The sequence below is a fragment of the Salmonella sp. FC25216 genome (assembly GCF_057751355.1).
The window spans coordinates 215,651-230,688 of the sequence record NZ_JBDGON010000006.1; the positions used below are offsets into that span (position 1 = coordinate 215,651).

Below are 15,038 nucleotides of genomic sequence, written 5' to 3' on the forward strand. Positions count from 1 at the left end.
GCTAACGTTAATCTGAGGATATTATGGCTGACTTCCGCCCTGAACGTCGCTTTACGCGTATCGATCGCCTTCCGCCCTATGTTTTTAACATCACCGCTGAACTCAAAATGGCTGCGCGTCGGCGCGGCGAAGATATTATTGATTTCAGTATGGGCAATCCTGATGGCGCAACCCCTCCCCATATTGTCGAAAAACTTTGCACCGTCGCGCAGCGTCCGGATACGCACGGTTATTCAACGTCTCGCGGCATACCGCGTTTACGCCGCGCGATTTCTCACTGGTATCAGGAACGTTATGATGTCGATATCGATCCGGAAACTGAAGCGATTGTGACCATTGGTTCCAAAGAGGGACTGGCGCATTTAATGCTGGCGACGCTGGATCATGGCGATACGGTACTGGTGCCGAACCCCAGTTATCCGATTCATATTTATGGCGCCGTTATCGCCGGGGCGCAGGTGCGTTCGGTTCCGTTGGTAGAGGGAGTGGATTTCTTCAACGAGCTGGAGCGCGCTATCCGCGAAAGTTATCCGAAACCGAAAATGATGATTTTGGGTTTTCCGTCTAACCCTACGGCCCAGTGCGTCGAACTGGAATTTTTTGAAAAAGTAGTTGCTCTGGCCAAACGTTATGATGTGCTGGTAGTGCACGATCTGGCGTATGCCGATATCGTATACGACGGCTGGAAAGCGCCATCGATTATGCAGGTGCCCGGCGCGCGCGACGTGGCGGTCGAATTTTTCACTCTGTCGAAAAGCTATAATATGGCGGGCTGGCGTATTGGGTTTATGGTGGGCAATAAAACCCTGGTCAGCGCGCTGGCGCGCATAAAAAGTTATCACGATTATGGTACCTTTACCCCGCTTCAGGTAGCGGCTATCGCCGCTCTGGAAGGCGATCAGCAGTGCGTGCGCGATATCGCCGAGCAGTATAAACGTCGTCGCGATGTGCTGGTGAAGGGACTGCATGAAGCGGGCTGGATGGTTGAAATGCCGAAAGCCTCAATGTACGTCTGGGCGAAAATCCCGGAGCAATATGCGGCGATGGGGTCGCTTGAATTTGCCAAGAAGCTGCTGAATGAGGCGAAGGTTTGCGTTTCTCCAGGGATAGGCTTTGGTGATTATGGCGACACCCATGTACGCTTCGCATTAATAGAGAATCGCGATCGTATTCGCCAGGCCGTCAGAGGGATTAAAGCGATGTTCCGCGCCGATAGTGTGCTGTCGGTACATCCGAAGCCTGTTGAAGCGCGTACGGAGTAGAAACGCAAACAGGAGCCTCATGGCTCCTGTTTTTCTCTGCATTGTACTTTTAAATCATCAGGGCGAAAGTACCGGCCCAAACGATGACCATAAATGAAATGCCCATAAAGAAATATTTCACGTTTCATCTCTCCGCGTACCTGTCGTACGCCTAAATGAACTTACACTTACCTGATTATAGAGAGTTGACACCGGACAATACGAAATTGAGAATTATTCGTGTTTCGACTGCCTGCATCACCTCAGAATTCTGCGCGCCATCGCTCCAGACGGCGCTAATGTACGCCTAAAAATGAGGTGAGACAAGAGGCATTTTCTTATTTACTTTTAGTAACTTACAGGTGTCGTGAATCGGCGACAGTTTGATTTCTGACAGTGATAAATCGCTATTGAGCGAAGCTGCCAACACATTAAAAAACCTCCTGTAAACAGGAGGCTTATCGCTAAAAGCAGGAATGAATAATTTACGGAATGAATATTATGGCAATGCGAAATGACAAAATAAAAGGCCTTGCGGCCTTTTTCAGATATAGAGTGACGCTTCTCCTCGCGGGCGAGTCTTGAAACGGCGATGGATCCAGAGATATTGCTCCGGGGCGCGCATGATCTCTTTCTCAATAATTTTATTCATATAGGCAGCGGCCTGGTTTTCATCTGCCGGGTAACCTTCCATTTCAGGGGTAATATACAGACGATAACCCGAGTTATCGGTTTTTCTCACCATTGTAACGGTCAACATGGCGGCGCCAGACAGCCTTGACAGTACATAGGTGCCGTTGGTGGTGGCGACGTTTTCAACCGCGAAAAACGGCGCAAAGGAGCTACCTTTAGGACCGTAGTCCTGGTCGGGAGCAAACCAAACGGCTTCCCCTTTTTTCAGCGCGCCCACAATGCCGCGCAGGTTGTTTCTGCCGATCATCGCTTTATTTGAGCGCATACGACCGCGCGTCTGCACCCACTCCATGAGCGGATTGTTATGCGGACGATAGGTGGCCATCATCGGTTGACAGAGACCCATCACCCGGCCTCCCAACTCCAGCGACATAAAATGCACGCCAACGACCATTACGCCGCGATTTTGCGCCTGCGCGCGGGTAAGGTTGTCCAGCCCGTCCACGTCAAACCATTTTCGAACCCGGCTGTCAGGCCAGAACCAGGCCATGCCCGTTTCAAGCAACGCCATGCCAAGCGAGTGGAAATTCTCGGCGATCAGTTTTTCCCTTTCTTCCCGGGAGAGTGTCGGAAAACAGAGTTCAATATTTTTCTGGGCGATCGACTCACGCCGCTTCAGGAAGGGGCGCGCCAGCTTACCGGTGCGGGTGCCCAGAAAACGCAAAACCGGGTAGGGAAGTTGCACCAGTAACCAGAGGACAGCGAGGCCAAACCACGTCAGCCAGTAGCGCGGATGCAAAAACGCGCGTGAAAATTTGCTTTGAGGAAACATAAAATACCTTCTGTAGATACGAAAACAATGTATCGCAGAAGAGTCATTATCCACAGCGGTACACTCTGAAATACACGTCATCTTTCAAGCTGCCACTGTGTTGGCTGCTGAGTCACTCGTCTCATCCATGAGACTCGCCTTTAAGGGCCGTCGCTGTGTGACGTTCAAATCTGTTCCGATAGATTTGTCGCCCACCTGAATCACTTACTTGAGTAAGCTCATCGGGATGGGTTCGCTTGCCGCAACTTGAATGATTTTGTGTATAGTTAGGCCATCATGTACGACAATGGTTCCCGTAAGGAGTGTAAAACTAAGTCAGTACTAAACCACGAGGGCATGAACGCCAGGCTGGTTAATGTACCATCAGATATTTGCTGTCGCCCAGCAATTCTTTATCAAGAAGCGTAAATATTTCTCCGGTAACAAAAAAAAGCGGATAACCATTTTTAATTATTTGTTTTTAAAGTACTAATTTTATTTCGGACGAAGGTTATTGAAAATGATTAGAAAAATAAAATGTGAGATAAATGTTATGGAAATGACTTGCTAATAAGGTTTATCTTAGGAGGAATGATAGGGACCGTAAGGCTATAGGGAAGCCTTGCCACAGACAGGAGGTATTATAGATGATCTATTTATGGACATTTCTTGCTATAAGTATACTTGCCGTGAGTTGCTATATTGGTCAGGTGATGGGGGCTTTTTCTGCGGTTTCTTCTTTTACTGGAATGGTTATCCTTGCCGCACTGATTTATTTACTCAATGTATGGCTGCAAGATGGCGATGAAATCGTTAGCGGACTATTGCTCTTTCTCGCACCGGCATGTGGGTTAATCATTCGCTTTATGGTGGGATACGGCAAGCGTTAGCATACATAGTGTCAGTGAATAGATAGCGCCGATAACGTCGGCGCCTCTTTCCCCGGGAAGGCTAATCGTTTATTGTGCGTCCGCAAGCTGCAGCGAGTCCTGATTATGTAACGCATTCTGGCGCTGCCGTTCCAGTTCCAGCGCACCGCGATGGGAAAGATAACAGAATAGAATGCAGCATACGATACCGCCCATCAGAAGGTAAAATCCGCCGTACCAGCCAAGCCTGTCCACCATCACGCCAAACAGGCTGGTGCCCAACGAGGCGCCGAAAATATAGCTCATGAACCCACGTAATCCGACGGCGGAACCTACGGCAAAGCTGGGGACTATCTCCATCGTCTGTACGGACGCGAGGAACTGCGGGACGTAAATCAGGCAACCTACAATGGCGGCGAAAATCGTTACCATCAGCAAAGATTCACTTTTCCAGTATCCGATCAGACAGACAAAAATCAGCGCCATGCAAATCATGGCTAATGGCATTCTGCGGCCTTTAAACAGTTTATCTGACAGCCAACCCGCCAGTAGCGTGGAGGGAATCGCCGCCCACTCGAAAAAGAGAAACGCGACGCTCATCTGTTCTTTCGAAAAATGTTTTACCGTTAACAGATAGATAGGCAGCCAGCTAATCATGCCAAACCGCACCATATAGACGAAGACATCCACTAGCGAAATATACCAGGCATTTTTATTGCGCAGCACATAAGTACAGAAGATTTGCCATGCGCTCATATTTTCCGGCGCTTTCGTCGTATTCTTCGTTTTCAGTACGACTTTTTCTTCCGGCATCATCTGTTCCAGTGAGGGAAGACCTTCTTCGCGCGGCGAACCTTTTCCCAATACCAGAACAATTAAGGCAAAAACGACGGCGACGCAGGCCGGAACGATATAACTGGCGCTTTGCCAGTGTTCGTTGCCCAATATCGCAAAAGCCGCACCGACGATAGGCGCGACGATCCCGCCGCCAACGTTATGCGAGATATTCCAGAAGGCGCCTACGCGTCCGCGCTCCCGACGAGGGAACCAGTTTGCAATGGTAATAAAAGAGGGGCCGACGCCCATGCCCTGAAAAAGGCCATTGAAGACCACCAGAGCGGCAAATATCCAGAATGCGCTACTGAACCCCAGTCCGACGTTAACAATCGCGCAGAGTACCAGACCGCACGCCATGAAGACTTTCGGGCTGGCTTTATCCGCCAGACTGCTCATCACGCCTTTACTGATTCCGTAAGCAATAAGCATACAGCTACTTAGCAGGCCAATTTGCGTAGCGCTAAGATCCAGTTGCTCTTTTAAATAAGGCGTCGATAATGTGAAATTGTTTCTGACTATATAGTAAGCAAGATATCCCAGAAATACGCTTAACAATGCCTGCATACGATATCGACCATACGTAGCCTGGACTTTTTCCGGTGGGACTTTATGCGCCGATTGTCCTGTTTTTAATATTGTTAACATGGAGTCACCTGTATTTTATAGTGAGATGAACATCAGGAGGTTTTGTCGGTAGAGTGAAAGGAATGACAATAAAATTCAAGTCGAGAAAATGTGTCAAAATTGACTCAATTAAGTGAATTTAAAGGTTATTTTTGACCCATCTTAAAGAGTGAGGTGATACTTTAATTATCGGCATAACCGCTTTAATCGTTATCCTGTGCGGATATTAACAAATTTGCTGCCAGTTATCTGATACGCTTTATTGATGTTTTTGGGTAACGGCCCCGTTATTATTCAAATAACGCTGTTCTGAATGCCAACAGAAATAAAAGGGTAAGTTTTGTCTCAACGTTTTCTTTATGTGATATCGATATTTATGAACGGGATCACAAATCGACTTTTCTCATGCTGTGGTTGTTTCGCCAGAGTGGGTGGTTTTACGCTGTGGCTGGCGGCGATGTTCGGTTCTTGCCAGGCGCACAGCCGCGAGCTGGTGATGGCAACGACCTTTTCACCCAGCGCGACCGCCTGGATTATCCAGCGTTGGCAGACGGAGCCGGGTTCCGTCATGATTCGTACGCTCAACCGCACCAGCGGTTCTTTAGAACAATTACTTGATACGGCGAATGCGGAAAATGTCGATCTGATCCTGACGTCATCCCCCATGCTGTTGCAACACCTTCAGGAGCACCAAAAGCTGGCGCTATTTGATAGCGCTCCTGCCGCCAGCCAGAAGCTGGTGCCGCGTTCTATCCGCTCAACTTCAGTGGCGGTAGCGGTGTCCGGTTTTGGACTATTGCTCAACCGTTCAGCGCTCGCTGCGCGCCATCTTCCGCCGCCTGCTGACTGGCAGGATATGAGCCTGCCCAGTTACCAGGGCGCTCTATTAATGAGCAGTCCGTCGCGCTCAGACACAAATCATTTGATGGTAGAGTCGCTGTTGCAGCAAAAAGGTTGGACGGTAGGATGGGCGACGCTGCTGGCAATCTCGGGCAATCTGGTCACGATTTCCTCCCGCAGTTTCGGCGTAGCGGATAAAATCAAAAGCGGGCTTGGCGTTGCCGGGCCGGTCATTGATAACTATGCTAATTTGCTACTCAACGACCCTAATCTCGCTTTTACCTATTTCCCGCATTCTGCGGTGTCGCCCACTTACGTCGCGGTGCTGAAAAACAGCCGTCACGCAAACGAAGCGCGTGCTTTTATTCATTACTTATTAAGCCCAAAAGGGCAAAGGATACTGGCTGACGCGAATACCGGTAAGTATCCAGTCACACCGCTTAGCGCCGAGAATCCTCGCGCCGCGCAACAACAGCGTTTGATGGCCCAACCGCCGCTGAACTACCGTCTGATCCTGAAGCGTCAGCAACTGGTACAACGCATGTTTGATACAGCGATCAGTTTTCGTCTTGCGCAGCTTAAAGATGCATGGCGAGCGTTGCACAGCGCAGAAACGCGGCTTAAACGCCCCTTACCTGAAATCAGAGCCTTATTGACCAGCATCCCGGTAGATGCGGCAAGCAGTGAAGATGAAATCTGGCTGGCGCAGTTCGATAATAAAAGCTTTGCCGAACAACAGATGATGGAATGGCAGATCTGGTTTCTGAACAATCAGCGGCTGGCGATTCACAAACTGGAAGAGCTGAAATGAAGGGGAGATTGTTCCAACGGCTTCGTCAGCTCAGTATCAGCAACAGTTTACGGGGCGCGTTTTTAATTGGCGCATTACTAACGCTGATTGTCAGTATGGTCAGCCTTTACTCCTGGCATGAGCAAAGTTCGCAGGTTCGTTATTCGCTTGATGAATATTTTCCTCGCATCCATTCCGCGTTTTTAATTGAGGGGAACCTGAATCTGGCCGTGGATCAACTCAATGAATTTTTGTTGGCGCCGAACACGACGGTACGTTTGCAGTTGCGTACTCAGATTATTCAGCATCTGGACAAGATTGACCGTCTCAGTCAGGGGCTTCAGCCCGCTGAGCGTCGGCAACTGGCCGTCATTTTACAGGATAGCCGGACCTTGCTGGCGGAGCTGGACAACGCTCTCTACAACATGTTTTTGGTGCGGGAGAAAGTCAGTGAGCTTTCCGCTCGCATTGACTGGCTCCATGATGATTTCACCACGGAGCTAAATTCGCTGGTGCAGGATTTTACCTGGCAGCAAGGGACGCTGCTCGATCAAATTGAAGCGAATCAGGGCGACGCAGCGCAGTACTTGCAACGTTCGCGCGAGGTGCAGAACGAGCAGCAGCAGGTATATACCCTGGCGCGAATTGAAAATCAGATTGTTGATGACCTACGCGACAGATTGAATGAGCTCAAGTCCGGCAATAATGACGGGGTGCTGGTGGAGACCCATATTCGCTATCTGGAAAATCTAAAAAAAACGGCGGATGAGAATATTCGCGCGCTGGATGACTGGCCCAGTACGATCACGCTGCGGCAAACCATCGACGAACTATTGGAAATCGGGATGGTAAAAAATAAGATGCCCGATACCATGCGCGATTATGTTGCGGCGCAAAAAGCATTACTGGACGCCAGCCGCGCCAGAGAGGCTACGCTAGGGCGCTTTCGCACGCTGCTTGAGGCGCAGTTGGGCAGTAGTCACCAGCAAATGCAGACGTTCAATCAACGCCTGGAGCAGATTGTCCGCGTTAGCGGCGGGCTTATTTTAGTAGCGACGCTCCTGGCGTTGCTACTCGCCTGGGGACTGAACCACTATTTTATCCGTTCCCGGCTGGTAAAGCGTTTTACCGCGCTTAACCAGGCTGTGGTACAGATAGGGCTGGGGAGAATCGACTCGACTATCCCGGTTTACGGGCGCGATGAGTTAGGGCGGATAGCTCGTCTGCTACGCCATACGCTGGGCCAGCTCAATGCGCAACGCAGGCAGCTTGAACAAGAGGTCGCCGAGCGCAAAGAGATAGAAGCCGACCTGCGCGCCATGCAGGATGAATTGATTCAGACGGCGAAACTGGCGGTAGTCGGCCAGACCATGACCACGCTGGCGCATGAAATTAACCAGCCGCTGAATGCGCTTTCAATGTATTTATTTACGGCGGGACGCGCGATTGAACAAGGTCAGAGCGGACAGGCGAGAAATACGCTCACCAAAGCGGAAGGGCTAATTAACCGGATTGACGCCATTATCCGTTCGTTGCGGCAGTTTAGCCGCCGGGCGGAGCTGGAGACGCCGTTGTATCCGGTTGAGCTGCGCCAAACCTTTGCGGCGGCATGGGAGTTATTAGCCATGCGCCACCAGTCCCGGCAGGGAGCGCTTTCGCTGCCAACAGATACCGTATGGGTTAGCGGCGATGAAGTGCGTATTCAGCAGGTTCTGGTGAATGTGCTGGCGAATGCGCTTGATGCCTGTCCGCATGATGCGGCGATCGCGGTGACGTGGCAAACGCAGGAAGATGCGCTGGAGGTTTATATTGCAGATAATGGCCCAGGCTGGCCTGTGGCGCTGTTGCCCTCTTTACTCAAGCCATTTACCACCAGTAAAGATGTCGGGTTGGGTATTGGACTGTCGATTAGCGTGTCGCTGATGGCGCAAATGAAGGGCGACCTGCGTCTGGCGTCGACGCTGACGCGTAACGCTTGCGTGGTGCTGCAATTCTCAGTAACGGATGTCGATGATGTTGAATGATGAATGTTCTATTTTGCTGATTGATGATGACGTTGATGTGCTTGACGCCTATACCCAAATGCTTGAACAGGCAGGCTACCGCGTGCGTGGCTTTACCCATCCTTTCGAGGCCAAAGAGTGGGTAAAAGCAGATTGGGAGGGGATCGTTTTGAGCGATGTGTGTATGCCGGGTTGTTCCGGTATCGATCTTATGACGCTGTTTCATCAGGATGACGATCAACTGCCAATCTTATTGATTACCGGGCATGGCGATGTACCGATGGCGGTTGATGCGGTGAAAAAGGGCGCCTGGGATTTTCTGCAAAAACCCGTCGATCCGGGCAAGCTGTTGATATTAATTGAAGACGCGCTACGCCAGCGTCGGTCAGTCATTGCACGGCGGCAATATTGCCAGCAGACGTTACAGGTTGAACTGATTGGGCGCAGCGAGTGGATGAATCAGTTTCGACAACGGTTACAACAGTTGGCGGAAACAGACATTGCCGTATGGTTTTACGGTGAGCATGGTACTGGACGTATGACTGGCGCCCGTTATCTCCATCAACTGGGGCGTAACGCGGAAGGTCCGTTTGTGCGCTATGAACTCACGCCGGAGAATGCCGCGCAGTTGGAGACATTCATTGACCAGGCGCAAGGAGGTACGCTGGTGTTGAGTCATCCTGAATATCTGACGCGAGAACAGCAGCACCATCTGGCGCGTTTACAAAGCCTGGAACATCGGCCTTTTCGTCTGGTGGGCGTTGGCAGCGCTTCGCTGGTGGAGCAGGCGGCAGCTAACCAGATTGCGGCCGAGCTTTATTACTGTTTCGCCATGACCCAAATCGCCTGCCAGTCTCTTTCTCAGCGACCGGATGATATCGAGCCGTTATTTCGCCATTATCTTCGAAAAGCCTGTCTGCGACTCAATCATCCAGTGCCGGAAATCGCGGGGGAATTACTGAAAGGAATAATGCGACGCGCCTGGCCAAGCAATGTGCGCGAACTGGCCAATGCGGCGGAGCTTTTTGCTGTCGGCGTGCTGCCACTGGCGGAAACGATCAATCCGAAGTTGCTTCTTCAGGAGCCGACCCCGCTTGACCGGCGCGTTGAAGAGTATGAGCGACAAATTATTACCGAAGCGTTAAATATTCATCAGGGACGAATTAATGAAGTAGCTGAATACCTGCAAATTCCCCGTAAAAAACTTTATCTGCGCATGAAAAAATATGGTCTAAGTAAAGAACATTATAAATTCTGACAACACAGTTGCGTTTAATCTGACTGGCAACATCAGCAGCGATGTCGTTAGCCAGATAACGCTGCATCACCGTACTGCTAAGTCATCCCATCGTTATTATAGATTCCTTATTATTCACCTGAGCATCGAATTCTATTTCTTAACTTCAATATAAGGTAAAAATGCGTCAAGTTCTCTGGCGGAACAAATGTACTCTTGTCCAACGATTTGACAAGATGAAAACTTCATCACCTCTCCAGATTACATCTGAATATGAGGACAAGAGAAATGAAAAAACATGTTATTGCAGTAATGATGATCGCCATATTTTCTGAGTCGGCTTATGCGGAGTCTACTTTATTTATTCCGGACTTCTCTCCTGATAGCGTCACGACATCCCTTTCCGCGGGAGTGTTAAATGGTAAATCCAGGGAGCTGGTTTATGATACCGACACCGGGCGGAAGCTAAGTCAACTGGACTGGAAAATAAAAAATGTCGCCATTCTACAGGGGGATTTATCATGGGAACCCTATTCGTTCATGACGCTGGACGCCCGCGGCTGGACGTCTTTGGCATCGGGGTCAGGTCATATGGTTGACCATGACTGGATGAGCAGCGAGCAGTCAGGCTGGACCGATCGTTCAATTCATCCGGACACCAGCGTCAACCATGCCAATGAATACGATTTGAACGCGAAAGGTTGGTTATTGCAGGGCGATAACTATAAGGCGGGTGTAACAGCGGGCTATCAGGAAACCCGTTTTAGCTGGACGGCAAGAGGCGGGTCTTATATTTATGATAATGGTCGATATATTGGTAACTTTCCTCGTGGCGAGCGCGGAATAGGTTATAGCCAGCGTTTCGAAATGCCCTATATCGGGCTGGCGGGTAATTATCGTATTAATGAATTCGAGTGTAATGTACTGTTTAAATACAGCGACTGGGTACATGCGCATGATAATGATGAACACTACATGCGCAAACTTACTTTCCGTGAAAAAACGGAGAATTCACGATATTATGGCGCCTCTATAAACGCCGGATATTATATTACCAGTAATGCAAAAATCTTTGCCGAGTTCGCTTATAGTAAATATGAAGTAGGCAAGGGCGGTACACAAATCATAGATAAAACTAGCGGTGATACGGCGTATTTTGGTGGCGATGCCGCAGGTATCGCTAATAATAACTATACGGTTACCGCGGGGCTGCAGTACCGCTTCTAGACCACATCGGGAGGTCATCGGTCAAAACAGGCCGATGACGACTTTTTGCTGAATATATGGCATGTCCGGTGACATTACATGGGGCAATAAAAGTAACATGAGAGGAGAACTGCTCGAAACGTTATGCAGCAATAAGAAAATCCCCTGGACATCAATGGCGTCCCCTGCAGGAATCGAACCTGCAACTAGCCCTTAGGAGGGGCTCGTTATATCCATTTAACTAAGGGGACAACGCGGCGCCAGTATAGCGTTTTTTATTCGCCGGAGTAAGTGTAGCGCCGCCTGACTGGTTAAACCGTCGCCACTCAGCGCTATTTTTCCGCTTTTTTCCGCTCCCGCTCCAGGCGTTCACCGCGCAGCCTCGCTTCTTCCTTACGCTTATTGCTCATATCGTTGCGAATCTGCGCGTGGCTCATCAATGCGAAAATAAAGGTGCCACCGCAGATATTTCCGGCAAGTGTGGGGAGGGCGAAGGGCCAGAGAAAGTCGCTCCAGGGCAGCGTGCCGTTGAAAACTAAATACAAAATTTCAACGGAACCGACGACAATATGGGTGGTATCGCCCAGCGCGATAAGCCAGGTCATCAAAATAATGACCACAATCTTTGCCCCGCCTGCAGCAGGAAACATCCATACCATTGTGGCGATGATCCAGCCAGAGATAATTGCGTTGGCAAACATCTCCGTTGGGCTATTTTTCATGACCTCCATTCCAATTTTGACAAAGGCGTCGCGGGTCTCTTCATCAAATATAGGCATATATTCAAAAGCCCACGCCGCAACCCCGGTGCCTATAAGGTTGCCCAATAAGACTACGCCCCATAAGCGCATCAGCAGGCCAACGTTACTCAGGGTGGGATTTTGCATTACCGGCAATACGGCGGTAACGGTATTTTCAGTGAATAATTGCTGGCGGGCCATGATGACAATGATAAAACCAAAAGTGTAGCCGAGATTTTCCAGTAAAAAACCGCCGGGAACGCCTTCAAGCTGCACGTGGAAAATTCCTTTCGCCAGTAGTGATGCCCCCATAGAAAGTCCTGCGGCAATGGCTGACCACAGCAAAGCCATCGCATCTCGTTCCATCTCTTTTTCACCATCCTGGCGAATATGTTCATGAATCGCCATGGCGCGGGAAGGAAGACGATCTTCATCCACTTCAATCTCTTTACCGCTTTGTTTTTCTTCGCTTTCAACTTCCAAATCACTGCTGTGCTGGTTAATTTTATCGTCGTTAAGGCTATCCATGATGATCCCTGATGATTAACACGTATTAATAAAGCGTAGCGGTTTTTCATTTACCCAAGCCGGGACATTCTCCGAAAAAATAAAAATGATCACGCCCGTTTTTATCTGTTTCGTTAGAATGGGACCGTCACGTTGTTGACGTTACCAGGCTATGCTCAGAGCAATGAGATCGCGCATATAGACATCGTTTGACGTGCTGTTAAAATCGCTCACACCTAAACAGGCGGATACGGTAGCGTTCCGTCATGGATGGCAATCAGCGATAGCCATAATTCACAGGGAGACATCTATGAAGCTTCGCCTGTCGGCGCTGGCGCTGGGAACCACACTGCTGATCGGGTGTGCGAGTTCCGGTACAGAACAGCAGGGGCGTTCAGACCCATTTGAAGGGTTTAACCGCACCATGTACAACTTCAACTTTAATGTGCTGGACCCGTATGTTGTTCGGCCGGTCGCGGTTGCCTGGCGTGATTATGTTCCACAGCCTGCGCGTAACGGTTTAAGTAATTTCACCGGCAACCTCGAAGAACCGGCGATCATGGTGAACTATTTCCTGCAGGGCGATCCTTATCAGGGTATGGTGCATTTCACCCGTTTCTTCCTGAACACCTTATTAGGGATGGGCGGCTTTATTGACGTCGCGGGAATGGCGAATCCTAAACTGCAGCGCGTTGAACCGCATCGCTTTGGCAGTACGCTGGGCCATTATGGCGTGGGGTATGGGCCTTATGTGCAACTTCCGTTCTACGGTAGCTTTACGCTGCGTGAAGATGGCGGGGATATGGCGGATACCTTGTATCCGGTGCTCTCGTGGTTGACCTGGCCAATGTCCATAGGAAAATGGACTATCGAAGGGATAGAAACCCGCGCGCAGTTGCTGGATTCCGATGGTTTGCTGCGCCAGTCTTCCGATCCTTATATTATGGTGCGCGAGGCGTACTTCCAGCGTCATGACTTTATCGCCAATGGCGGAAAACTCAAGCCGCAGGAAAACCCGAACGCGCAGGCGATTCAGGACGAACTCAAAGAGATCGACTCGGAATAAACGGCTGCAAATAAAAAGGTGAGCGCAATGCTCACCTTTTTGATCCGTTTCAGGAAGAGATTAGAACGCGTAGTTAAAGTTAGTACCGAATAGCCAGGCTTTCCCTTCAGATTCAAACTGATAAGGGCCTTCATTAATTTTCACACTCTGACCATGCATATAAGAGACGCCAACGTCGACAGACGCATCTTTATTAAAGGCGTAAGTCGTACCGGCGCTCAGCCAGAAACGGTCCTGGTCCGGAATAGAGATAGAACGGTTTTGCGCTGGTACCGGGCTGTCATCGAAGGCGATACCGGTACGGAACGTCCAGTTGTCGTCGTAGTAATAGGTGGTGCCCAAAGCGATACGGTAAGCATCCTTGAAGCCTTCATGCTTCTCGAATAACGTCTGGCCGCTGGTTGACTTGGCCTTCAGTTCCTGGAACTGACTCCAGCTGGTATAGGCGAGGCTGTAGTGAATCGCCCATTGCGGCGCCACGCGGTTATAACCGGAGACTTCCCACATTTCCGGTAGATTGAGCGTCAGGTAGCCTGACTGCGTCGCGCCGCCGGTTGCCGTTGGGATGGGCAGGTTATATCGGTTAATACCAATGGGAAGATCGCTGCTGTAGTTGCCTTTAAAGTCAATTTTGACTTCCGAGCGGTAGGTCAGAGCGTAGCGGTTATTTTTATCCAGTTCATAAAGGATACCGGCATTCCAGCCAAAGCCCCACTGATTACCGTTCAGGTGGGCAATCTTGGTGTCGCTGGTAATCTGACTTGCGACCGGCGCCAGCGCCGGATTCTGCGCCGCGACCAACTGGCCTAAATCGCCTGCATAACGTTCGATTTTCGCGCGCGCGTATACCGCATCAAAACCGAGACCGAAGCTCCAGGCCTCATTTAAGCGATAAGCGCCGCTTAAATTCAGGTTCATGGTTTGAAGATCTGTCGTACCGCCAACCGAGCCGCCGGCATATGTATCGTTAAACTCTGTCGCCAGACCATAGTTAGAGGTAATAGAAGCCCCCCAGCCAAACTGATCGTTAATCGGGGCGACAAAATGGACATTTGGCACCCAAGCCGTCGGCGCGATGTTATCTGCATCTAACGTCCGACGAGATGGTGACGTCCCGCTAATATTAACATCGGGATCAATATAAACCGCGCCCGCTGAAAATGTTGGGCGGTCAAACATGGTAATTAACGCCGGGTTGCGGCTAACGTTACCCGCATCATCTGCGATTGCGCCTTCTCCCGAATAGGCCCGGCCAAGGCCAGAGGAAGAAAATTCGTTTAACTGAAAGCCTGCAGACCAGGCCTGGGTGGAGATGATTGCCACTGCGACTGCGATAGCAGACTTTGTAAACAGGGTTTTCTGGCTCATGACCATAACCTCATTGATTATTTTTATACAAACTATGTTACATGCTGTAACAGGAGCGCGAAGTGTAGGGTCTGCGGTACGACTTAGAAATCAGACCAGTGGCGAGAGTATAGGTCTGACCAGCTAGAATGTTGCAAGTATGTTTATAAGTTTTTTCAATTGTGATCTTAGAAACGAGATCTGGTTGGCAAAATCGGCGGGCTTAACGGTCACCCGATCGCGCGATTTTTGTTTTAGATCATTTTTAAGTGTGATTTCGGTCACTT

Annotated in this window: 12 protein-coding genes and 1 tRNA gene; 7 read left to right on the forward strand and 6 right to left on the reverse strand. The window is 49.9% G+C overall.

All coding sequences use genetic code 11. From position 1 onward, the window contains the following. Positions 1 to 23: 23 nt before the first annotated feature. Positions 24 to 1,262: an alanine transaminase gene (gene alaC, locus AC3G3F_RS14075; protein ID WP_023247454.1), complete on the forward strand. Its 1,239-nt coding sequence runs from the start codon at positions 24 to 26 to the stop codon at positions 1,260 to 1,262. Positions 1,263 to 1,311: 49 nt separating this feature from the next. Here alaC and ypdK read toward each other — a convergent pair whose 3' ends face one another. Together ypdK and lpxP are read right to left on the reverse strand one after the other, a co-directional pair. Next, on the reverse strand, positions 1,312 to 1,383 hold the full coding sequence (gene ypdK / locus AC3G3F_RS14080) for a membrane protein YpdK (RefSeq protein WP_010723117.1): 72 nt from the start codon (positions 1,381 to 1,383) through the stop codon (positions 1,312 to 1,314). A gap of 402 nt (positions 1,384 to 1,785) precedes the next feature. Then, positions 1,786 to 2,706: a kdo(2)-lipid IV(A) palmitoleoyltransferase gene (gene lpxP / locus AC3G3F_RS14085; RefSeq protein ID WP_023247455.1), complete on the reverse strand. Its 921-nt coding sequence runs from the start codon at positions 2,704 to 2,706 to the stop codon at positions 1,786 to 1,788. Positions 2,707 to 3,332: 626 nt separating this feature from the next. Between lpxP and AC3G3F_RS14090 the strand changes: the two genes are divergently transcribed. Further along, positions 3,333 to 3,575: a YfdY family protein gene (locus tag AC3G3F_RS14090; protein ID WP_000639887.1), complete on the forward strand. Its 243-nt coding sequence runs from the start codon at positions 3,333 to 3,335 to the stop codon at positions 3,573 to 3,575. A 69-nt stretch (positions 3,576 to 3,644) separates the two neighbouring features. Here AC3G3F_RS14090 and pgtP read toward each other — a convergent pair whose 3' ends face one another. Further along, positions 3,645 to 5,036 (reverse strand): phosphoglycerate transporter PgtP, encoded by a 1,392-nt coding sequence (gene pgtP / locus AC3G3F_RS14095; protein ID WP_023247457.1) that lies wholly within the window; start codon positions 5,034 to 5,036, stop codon positions 3,645 to 3,647. A gap of 436 nt (positions 5,037 to 5,472) precedes the next feature. On the opposite strand from pgtP, the gene pgtC reads away from it, so the two are divergent. The 4 genes from pgtC (at position 5,473) to pgtE (ending at position 11,112) form a co-directional block, all read left to right on the forward strand. Continuing rightward, positions 5,473 to 6,666 carry a phosphoglycerate transport regulator PgtC gene (gene pgtC, locus AC3G3F_RS14100; protein ID WP_488395231.1) on the forward strand — a complete coding sequence of 398 codons (1,194 nt, stop codon included), beginning with the start codon at positions 5,473 to 5,475 and terminating at the stop codon, positions 6,664 to 6,666. Then, positions 6,663 to 8,669 (forward strand): two-component system sensor histidine kinase PgtB, encoded by a 2,007-nt coding sequence (gene pgtB, locus AC3G3F_RS14105; RefSeq protein ID WP_023247459.1) that lies wholly within the window; start codon positions 6,663 to 6,665, stop codon positions 8,667 to 8,669. Before pgtC ends, pgtB begins: the two co-directional genes overlap by 4 nt. Beyond that, positions 8,659 to 9,906 (forward strand): two-component system response regulator PgtA, encoded by a 1,248-nt coding sequence (pgtA, locus tag AC3G3F_RS14110; RefSeq protein ID WP_053530024.1) that lies wholly within the window; start codon positions 8,659 to 8,661, stop codon positions 9,904 to 9,906. The genes pgtB and pgtA overlap by 11 nt, the downstream gene beginning before the upstream one ends. 267 nt (positions 9,907 to 10,173) lie before the next feature. Beyond that, positions 10,174 to 11,112, forward strand: a complete 939-nt coding sequence (pgtE, locus tag AC3G3F_RS14115) for an omptin family outer membrane protease PgtE (protein WP_053507786.1) — start codon at positions 10,174 to 10,176, stop codon at positions 11,110 to 11,112. A 155-nt stretch (positions 11,113 to 11,267) separates the two neighbouring features. Here pgtE and AC3G3F_RS14120 read toward each other — a convergent pair. Together AC3G3F_RS14120 and AC3G3F_RS14125 are read right to left on the reverse strand one after the other, a co-directional pair. Beyond that, positions 11,268 to 11,342: transfer RNA gene (locus tag AC3G3F_RS14120), tRNA-Arg, on the reverse strand. A gap of 81 nt (positions 11,343 to 11,423) precedes the next feature. Then, positions 11,424 to 12,359 carry a formate/nitrite transporter family protein gene (locus AC3G3F_RS14125; protein ID WP_023247462.1) on the reverse strand — a complete coding sequence of 312 codons (936 nt, stop codon included), beginning with the start codon at positions 12,357 to 12,359 and terminating at the stop codon, positions 11,424 to 11,426. 289 nt (positions 12,360 to 12,648) lie between these two features. Here AC3G3F_RS14125 and mlaA point away from each other — a divergent pair, with 289 nt between their 5' ends. Continuing rightward, positions 12,649 to 13,404, forward strand: coding sequence for a phospholipid-binding lipoprotein MlaA (gene mlaA / locus AC3G3F_RS14130; RefSeq protein ID WP_023247463.1), 756 nt, complete (start codon positions 12,649 to 12,651; stop codon positions 13,402 to 13,404). Between the two features lie 60 nt (positions 13,405 to 13,464). On the opposite strand, the gene fadL is transcribed toward mlaA, so the two are convergent. After that, positions 13,465 to 14,772 (reverse strand): long-chain fatty acid transporter FadL, encoded by a 1,308-nt coding sequence (gene fadL, locus AC3G3F_RS14135; protein WP_023247464.1) that lies wholly within the window; start codon positions 14,770 to 14,772, stop codon positions 13,465 to 13,467. Positions 14,773 to 15,038: the final 266 nt, after the last annotated feature.

Excerpts from the sequence above, each read along its gene's own strand:
- mlaA (WP_023247463.1), top strand. The coding sequence starts at position 12,649 with ATGAAGCTTCGCCTGTCGGCGCTGGCGCTGGGAACCACACTGCTGATC.
- pgtP (WP_023247457.1), bottom strand. The coding sequence starts at position 5,036 with ATGTTAACAATATTAAAAACAGGACAATCGGCGCATAAAGTCCCACCG.
- fadL (WP_023247464.1), bottom strand. The coding sequence starts at position 14,772 with ATGAGCCAGAAAACCCTGTTTACAAAGTCTGCTATCGCAGTCGCAGTG.
- AC3G3F_RS14125 (WP_023247462.1), bottom strand. The coding sequence starts at position 12,359 with ATGGATAGCCTTAACGACGATAAAATTAACCAGCACAGCAGTGATTTG.
- pgtA (WP_053530024.1), top strand. The coding sequence starts at position 8,659 with ATGTTGAATGATGAATGTTCTATTTTGCTGATTGATGATGACGTTGAT.
- lpxP (WP_023247455.1), bottom strand. The coding sequence starts at position 2,706 with ATGTTTCCTCAAAGCAAATTTTCACGCGCGTTTTTGCATCCGCGCTAC.
- pgtC (WP_488395231.1), top strand. The coding sequence starts at position 5,473 with ATGTTCGGTTCTTGCCAGGCGCACAGCCGCGAGCTGGTGATGGCAACG.
- AC3G3F_RS14090 (WP_000639887.1), top strand. The coding sequence starts at position 3,333 with ATGATCTATTTATGGACATTTCTTGCTATAAGTATACTTGCCGTGAGT.
- pgtE (WP_053507786.1), top strand. The coding sequence starts at position 10,174 with ATGAAAAAACATGTTATTGCAGTAATGATGATCGCCATATTTTCTGAG.
- alaC (WP_023247454.1), top strand. The coding sequence starts at position 24 with ATGGCTGACTTCCGCCCTGAACGTCGCTTTACGCGTATCGATCGCCTT.
- pgtB (WP_023247459.1), top strand. The coding sequence starts at position 6,663 with ATGAAGGGGAGATTGTTCCAACGGCTTCGTCAGCTCAGTATCAGCAAC.